This window comes from Pseudomonas laurylsulfativorans (assembly GCF_002906155.1).
In the GTDB taxonomy this organism is placed as follows: Bacteria; Pseudomonadota; Gammaproteobacteria; order Pseudomonadales; family Pseudomonadaceae; genus Aquipseudomonas; species Aquipseudomonas laurylsulfativorans.
This window is the reverse complement of sequence record NZ_MUJK01000007.1, coordinates 254,758-261,103: the sequence shown is the minus strand read 5'-3', so window position 1 is coordinate 261,103 and position 6,346 is coordinate 254,758. Positions and strand designations below refer to the sequence as shown.

General features: G+C 60.6%; 6 protein-coding genes. 2 read left to right on the top strand and 4 right to left on the bottom strand.

All coding sequences use genetic code 11. From position 1 onward, the window contains the following. Nucleotides 1–256: 256 nt before the first annotated feature. Nucleotides 257–1,285, bottom strand: coding sequence for an IS110 family RNA-guided transposase (locus B0D71_RS21955; RefSeq protein ID WP_103392895.1), 1,029 nt, complete (start codon nt 1,283–1,285; stop codon nt 257–259). Nucleotides 1,286–1,578: 293 nt separating this feature from the next. Between B0D71_RS21955 and B0D71_RS21950 the strand changes: the two genes are divergently transcribed. Together B0D71_RS21950 and B0D71_RS21945 are read left to right on the top strand one after the other, a co-directional pair. Continuing rightward, on the top strand, nt 1,579–2,463 hold the full coding sequence (locus B0D71_RS21950) for a sugar nucleotide-binding protein (protein ID WP_046041630.1): 885 nt from the start codon (nt 1,579–1,581) through the stop codon (nt 2,461–2,463). Next, nucleotides 2,456–3,385, top strand: a complete 930-nt coding sequence (locus tag B0D71_RS21945) for an NAD-dependent epimerase/dehydratase family protein (RefSeq protein WP_103396590.1) — start codon at nt 2,456–2,458, stop codon at nt 3,383–3,385. The genes B0D71_RS21950 and B0D71_RS21945 overlap by 8 nt, the downstream gene beginning before the upstream one ends. 247 nt (nt 3,386–3,632) lie before the next feature. Here B0D71_RS21945 and B0D71_RS21940 read toward each other — a convergent pair whose 3' ends face one another. The 3 genes from B0D71_RS21940 to B0D71_RS21930 form a co-directional block, all read right to left on the bottom strand. Beyond that, nucleotides 3,633–4,331 carry an OmpW/AlkL family protein gene (locus tag B0D71_RS21940; RefSeq protein ID WP_103396589.1) on the bottom strand — a complete coding sequence of 233 codons (699 nt, stop codon included), beginning with the start codon at nt 4,329–4,331 and terminating at the stop codon, nt 3,633–3,635. A 218-nt stretch (nt 4,332–4,549) separates the two neighbouring features. Further along, nucleotides 4,550–5,068, bottom strand: coding sequence for a DUF3299 domain-containing protein (locus tag B0D71_RS21935; protein ID WP_103396588.1), 519 nt, complete (start codon nt 5,066–5,068; stop codon nt 4,550–4,552). 11 nt (nt 5,069–5,079) lie between these two features. Further along, nucleotides 5,080–6,345 carry an ABC transporter permease gene (locus B0D71_RS21930; protein WP_103396587.1) on the bottom strand — a complete coding sequence of 422 codons (1,266 nt, stop codon included), beginning with the start codon at nt 6,343–6,345 and terminating at the stop codon, nt 5,080–5,082. Nucleotide 6,346: the final 1 nt, after the last annotated feature.

Sequence of the window (6,346 nt, the reverse complement as noted above, 5' to 3'; positions counted from 1 at the left end):
GCTCCTACATCTATGGTTACCCCCTTTTCTGCAATACTGTATTTGATGCGTGTTTGGCTTGCTTTCATCTATCCGGCGTCTGAGTGGGGGTGTCGCCCCGCGCCTCGATGAGAATCGATGCCCAACGACCCTAATTAGTTGAACGGCCTTACAGCCGTGTAGGAGCCCAGGGTTGTCGTCAGGCCGGTTGGCCGTTCACGTCATCAGTTATCCAGCATCGCAAAACCAGGTGGGTGGTGCTCGGGTGACAGCGGGGTCAGGCGTTCATCGCGGCTGGCCCCGCATCGAATTCAGTGTGGTGTGCGGCTATCGCCCAGGCGATTCTTGCCAGCTTGTTGGCCAGTGCGCAGACCACGAGATTGGAGTGATGGCGGGAAGCTAATAGTTGGCGGACCCAGTCCGCCAAGGCGCCTTTCTGTCGTTCCAGTTGTATCAAGTACACACGGGCGCACTGGATGAGCAGGCGCCTCTGATTTCGATCGCCGCGTTTACTGATGCCGAGCAACACGGTTTTGTCGCCCGTACCGTGCTGTTTGGGTACCAGCCCGATCGACGCCGCATAGCCTCGGCCGCATTTGAACTGTTTGCCATCGCCCAACTCGGCAGCCAAGGCGCTGGAGGTGATCGGGCCGACACACGGCATGGTCATCAAACGAGCCGCCAGATCATCTTCAGCTGCTTGGCATTCCACCTCCTTGTCCAGCGCTTTGACCTTCCCATCCAGATAGTTGAAGTGCTCATGCAACCCCATCAGAATTTTTTTGATGGAGCCGGAAAATGAACTCATCTCAAGCAATGCTGGAAGCTCTTTGATGGATTTGAAGCCGGGAGCCAGGCTGATACCCACCTCCAGCAGGGCTGCGTGAATCCGATTGACGGTGGCGGTACGGTCTTTGATGAACGACTCACGAACTGAATTGAGCATCGCCAGCGCCTGCTGAGCCTGGGTTTTGGGGTGCACGAAGCGCATTGTGGGCCGGGTCGCCGCCTCGCAGATCGCTTCGGCATCAGCGAAGTCGTTTTTGTTGCTCTTCACGTAAGGGCGTACCAGATGTGGCGCAATAAGCTTGGGCGTATGCCCCAGCTTGGCGACTTCCTGCGCCATGAAATGGGCGCCGCCACAGGCTTCCATCACGACGGTGCAGGGTTCCAGTTTCGCCAGATATTGGGTGAGTGCTGCGCGCGTAAACTTTCTGCGGTGAACCTCGTGGCCGCGATCATCTTGAGCATGAAGATGAAAGGAATGTTTTCCGAGGTCGATGGCGGCAATAGCTACGTTGTTCATGGCAATGATCTCCGATGAGCCCCCTGTGAAAGCTTAGTGGGCGATCACAGGGGGCAGCGGGGGGGGTAGCCATTTCATTAGTTGATTTGTTTACACCGCAGATCCCCTGTAGGAGCGAGCTTGCTCGCGATGGGGCCAGTGGCAACACCACAAATCCCGGACATCTACACTTTACGGATGACGGTTGCGCACTAAACCCGCAAAATGCAACGATTCCGGCAATTACCAACGACATCGCCTGGGCGCGGTGTCGATAAAGCCATCGTTCCAATCAGACTGGGCCTGCTGACTCTATGCGAATGCGCCTTATGTTACTGGGCGGCGGAAATGCCCTTGGGCAGGCGCTGATTCGCCTCGGTGCGGAGGAAGACATCGGTTTCCTCGCCCCCCGCCCGCCGCAAGACGGCTGGGATGCCGCGAGCCTGACACAACTGCTCGACGACACCCGTCCCGATGCATTGATCAACCTTGCCTACTACTTCGACTGGTTTCAGGCCGAGGCAGTGAGCGAATCGCGTCTGGCTGGCCAGGAGCGCGCGATCGAGCGTCTGGCGGAACTGTGCCAGCACCACAACATCGTCCTGCTGCAACCTTCCAGCTATCGAGTGTTCGACGGCTCCCGCGCCACGGCCTACAGCGAAAAAGACGAACCGGTGCCCTTAGGCCTGCGCGGTCAGGCGTTGTGGCGGATCGAACAAAGCGTTCGTGCCACCTGCCCGCAACACGTGCTGCTGCGTTTCGGCTGGCTGCTGGACGACAGCCCGGATGGCGCCCTTGGCCGCTTCCTCGCCCGTGCCGAACAACCCGAAGAACTGTTGATGGCCGACGATCGACGCGGCAATCCAACGCCGGTCGACGATGCCGCCCGCGTGATCATTTCAGTGCTCAAGCAACTCGATTGTGCGGCGCCGCTTTGGGGCACCTACCACTACGCCGGGCACGAGGCGACCACGCCGCTGGCGCTGGGGCAGGCGATTCTGACCGAAGCCCGTAGCCTGCATCCGCTGGCCATCGAAGCCCCGACCGCCCAGGCTCACGCCGCGCGTCCGGACGCTGCCGAAGAGCCGCAACACGCGGTTCTGGCCTGCAAAAAAATTCTGCATACCTTCGGGATCAAACCGCGTGCCTGGCGTGCGGCGCTTCCCGGTCTACTGGACAGGTTCTATCGCCATGGTTGACGGTCCCGTTTTGATCACCGGTGGTGCCGGTTTCATTGGTTCGCACCTGGCTGACGCCCTGCTTGCCAAGGGGCATGCGGTACGGATTCTCGATGACCTGTCCACCGGCAAGCGCAGCAATCTGCCGCTGGACAATCCCGGAGTCGAACTGATCGTCGGTGATGTGGCCGATGCGGCCTTGGTTGCCCAGGCGATGGCTGGTTGCAGCGCCGTGGCGCACCTGGCCGCCGTGGCGTCGGTACAGGCCTCGGTGGACGATCCGGTGCGTACGCACCAGAGCAACTTCATCGGCACGCTGAACGTCTGCGAAGCCATGCGTCAGGCCGGGGTCAAACGCGTGCTGTTCGCTTCCAGCGCGGCGGTGTATGGCAACAATGGCGAGGGCGAGTCGATCGACGAAGACACGCCCAAGGCACCGCTGACGCCTTATGCGGCGGACAAACTGGCCAGCGAGCAGTACCTCGATTTCTACCGCCGCCAGCATGCGCTGGAGCCGGTAATTTTCCGCTTCTTCAACATCTTCGGCCCGCGCCAGGATCCGTCCTCGCCGTACTCCGGGGTGATCAGTATTTTCAGCGAACGCGCGCAGCAAGGCCTGCCGATCACCGTGTTCGGTGATGGTGAGCAGACCCGGGATTTCGTCTACGTCGAAGACCTGGTCGACTTGCTGGTGCAGGCCATCGAGAAGCCCCGGGTCGAAGACGGTGCGGTCAACGTGGGCTGGAACCAGGCGACGACCCTCAAGCAAATGCTCGAAGCACTCGAAGCCGTGGTCGGCAAGTTGCCACCGGTGAGCTACGGCCCGGCGCGTTCCGGTGACATTCGTCACTCCCGGGCGAACAACCAGCGTCTGTTGGAGCGCTTCACTACCACGGAGCAGACTCCGATGCGTGTAGGGCTGGCGCGGTTGTTGGGGCGCTGAGATTCTTGCTGGTACAAAAAAGGCACCCCTGAAGGGTGCCTTTTTTGTGGCTGGAATTTGCGATAACAGCGTGTGCAATTCCTGTGGCGAGGGAGCTTGCTCCCGCTCGACTGCGCAGCAGTCGTAAATCCAGTCACTGCGGTTTGTCTGAGTCACCGCTTCTGCCGGTTTTGGGGCTGCTACGCAACCCAGCGGGAGCAAGCTCTCTCGCCACAACAGCCAGGTTCACCACCACGTGAACGTTCGTTTAGAACTTGTAACCCAGACCAACCATGTAGATGAACGGATCCACATCCACATTGACCTTGGCACGTGTGCCCGGGGCAATCGAGTTGTTCTCGACGGTGGCGCGAGTATCGATGTCGATGTAACGCACCTGGGCGTTGAGCATGACATGGTCGGTCAGCATGTAGTCGGCACCGACCTGCCAGGCCATGCCCCAAGAGTTCTTCGCCTTGAAGTTGCTGAAGCCGGCGGACTGGGCTTCGCTGCCGACGTGTTCGTCGTAGATCCAGGTGTAGTTGATACCGGCGCCAACGTACGGCTGAAACGCGGACTTCGCGTCCAGCGGGTAATACACCACGCTCAGGGTTGGCGGCAGGTGCTTGAGCGTGCCGAGTTTGCCGTTGGCGGCGCTCAGGGCGGTGCCTTTGAGTTTGACGTCATGCTCGAACGGCGTGGCCGCCAGCAATTCGATCCCCCAATTGTTGGTGAGCATGTAGGCGAAGTTCAGACCCAGTTGGGTGTCGCTGCTCATGGTCGCCTTGCCGCCCAGGTCGGCCCCCGCCAGCGGGCCTTGATCAACCTTCACGCTGGAGCTGTCGGCTTTCGGGTTAACGGTGATGGCGCCCGCACGAAGGATGATGTCACCGGCCTCGTGGGCATGGGCGAGCGGGGCTGCGAGCGCGAGGGCAACCAGCGAAGCGCTGAGCATGGACTTGTTCATGGGGGCTCCAAAGGACGTTAAAAATGTTCGATGTCCAATGGTAAGCCGGCTAACTATTCGGTCTTTTGATGCAGCTCAATGAAAGTGGCAAGGGGTAGGAATTTGTGGTGTTTCTGATGGCCTCATCGCGAGCAAGCTCCCACAGGAGGCATGTGATCGCCTGTGGGAGCGAGCTTGCTCGCGATGGCGGACTGACAGTCGACACAAAACGACCTGATTCACTCCGGCAATTCATACAGATAAATCTTGTCCGCCTCCATCTGATACCCGGCATCCGCCAACTCGCTGGTGGTCGCCTTGACCTGCAAAGCGCCCTCGATCCAGTACGGCTGATACAGCTCGTCGAGCTTCACGCCGACTTCGCTTTTGACGTGCACGATCTGGTTCGACGGCGGTGGCGGTACGTGGATGCAGGCACCGAAATACGGCACCAGGAGGAACTCCGTGGTGCGTCCCTCCTCGCTGACTTCCAGCGGCACGATGTAGCCCGGCAGGCGAATGTTCTGGCCATCGAGGGCCTTGACCACCGGTGCGTTGGGCATGTCCTGTTTGGCGGCTGGCGCCGACTCTGCCGAGAGCGCGTTGCTCATCTGCGACAGGTCGTGCAGCGGTGTCATGTTCGGTACTTCTTTGGGCGCATCCGGCGGAATCATCTCCGACCAGGTCAAATCTTTCGGCTGGGCCGCCCACAGGGGAAGGGCGACCAGCATCAACAGCGCAAGTACAGCGCGGGGCATTTTCAACGTCCTCATAAACGGATCGACAGGCCATCGGCCAGGGATTGGCGATAGGCGCGCCAGGCCGGCACGCTGCCCATCAGCAGCGCGGCGATCAGGATGCCACCGAGCAGCGTCCATTCATACTCGCTGGGCCAGGACAGTGGCAGGAACAGGCCATAGTTGGCCTGCACATAACCTTGGGCCGCCGCGATGCACACATACAACAACGCCACACCGGCGATCACGCCCGACAGTGCCAGGGCAAAGGCTTCGAGCACCAGCAACGTCGCGATGTGCCATGGGCGAGCGCCCACCGAGCGCAGGATCGCCATTTCCCGGCGGCGTTCGTTGAGGCTGGTGAGAATGGCCGTGAGCATGCCGATCAATCCGGTCAGCACCACAAACAACGAGACCACGAACAAGGCTTTTTCCGCGGTGCCCATCAGACTCCACAGCTCTTGCAACGCCACGCCCGGCAGGATTGCCAGCATCGGCTCCCCACGGAATTCGTTGATTTCCCGTTGCAGGGCAAAGGTCGAAATCTTGTTGTTCAGACCGAGCATGAACGCGGTGATCGCTTGCGGCGCGAGGTCCATGTTGCGCGCCTGATCGGCCGTGATGCGACCCTCGCCCCGGGCCGGCACGCCGTTATGCCAGTCGATGTGAATCGCTTCCATGCCACCAAGGCTGATGTGCAGCGTGCGGTCCACCGGGGTGCCGGTGCGCCTGAGAATGCCGACCACGGTGAACGGTTTGTCGTCGTGCTTGACCAGGCTGATCGCCGCCACGCCGTGGGCCAGCACCAGTTTGTCGCCGAGTTTGTAGTGCAGTGCCTCGGCCACTTCGGCACCGAGCACCACTTCGAACGGGTCGGTGGTGAAGGCGCGGCCATCGGCCAGTTCCAGGTGTTGCTGGCGGCCGTACTGGTAATGCTCGAAGTAGGCTTCGGTGGTGCCCATCACCCGGTAGCCGCGATGGGAATCGCCGAGAGACATCGGGATCGCCCACTTCACTTTCGGGTTGTTGGCGAAGTGCTCGAAGCTGTCCCAGCGGATGTTGTTGGTGGCATTGCCAATGCGGAACACCGAGTACAACAACAGGTTCACCGAGCCGGAGCGGGCGCCGACGATCAGATCGGTGCCGCTGATGGTACTGGCGAAACTGGCCTTGGCTTCGGTGCGCATGCGCTCCACCGCCAGCAACAGGCACACCGACAGGGCGATGGCGAATGCGGTGAGGATCGCGGTGAAACGGCGGTTAGCCAGGCTGGCCATGGCTAGACGAAACAGATACATC

What these genes read in the sequence shown, in the direction of transcription:
- B0D71_RS21950 (WP_046041630.1), top strand. Translation starts at nt 1,579, where the DNA reads ATGCGAATGCGCCTTATGTTACTGGGCGGCGGAAATGCCCTTGGGCAG.
- B0D71_RS21935 (WP_103396588.1), bottom strand. Translation starts at nt 5,068, where the DNA reads ATGCCCCGCGCTGTACTTGCGCTGTTGATGCTGGTCGCCCTTCCCCTG.
- B0D71_RS21945 (WP_103396590.1), top strand. Translation starts at nt 2,456, where the DNA reads ATGGTTGACGGTCCCGTTTTGATCACCGGTGGTGCCGGTTTCATTGGT.
- B0D71_RS21930 (WP_103396587.1), bottom strand. Translation starts at nt 6,345, where the DNA reads ATGTATCTGTTTCGTCTAGCCATGGCCAGCCTGGCTAACCGCCGTTTC.
- B0D71_RS21940 (WP_103396589.1), bottom strand. Translation starts at nt 4,331, where the DNA reads ATGAACAAGTCCATGCTCAGCGCTTCGCTGGTTGCCCTCGCGCTCGCA.
- B0D71_RS21955 (WP_103392895.1), bottom strand. Translation starts at nt 1,285, where the DNA reads ATGAACAACGTAGCTATTGCCGCCATCGACCTCGGAAAACATTCCTTT.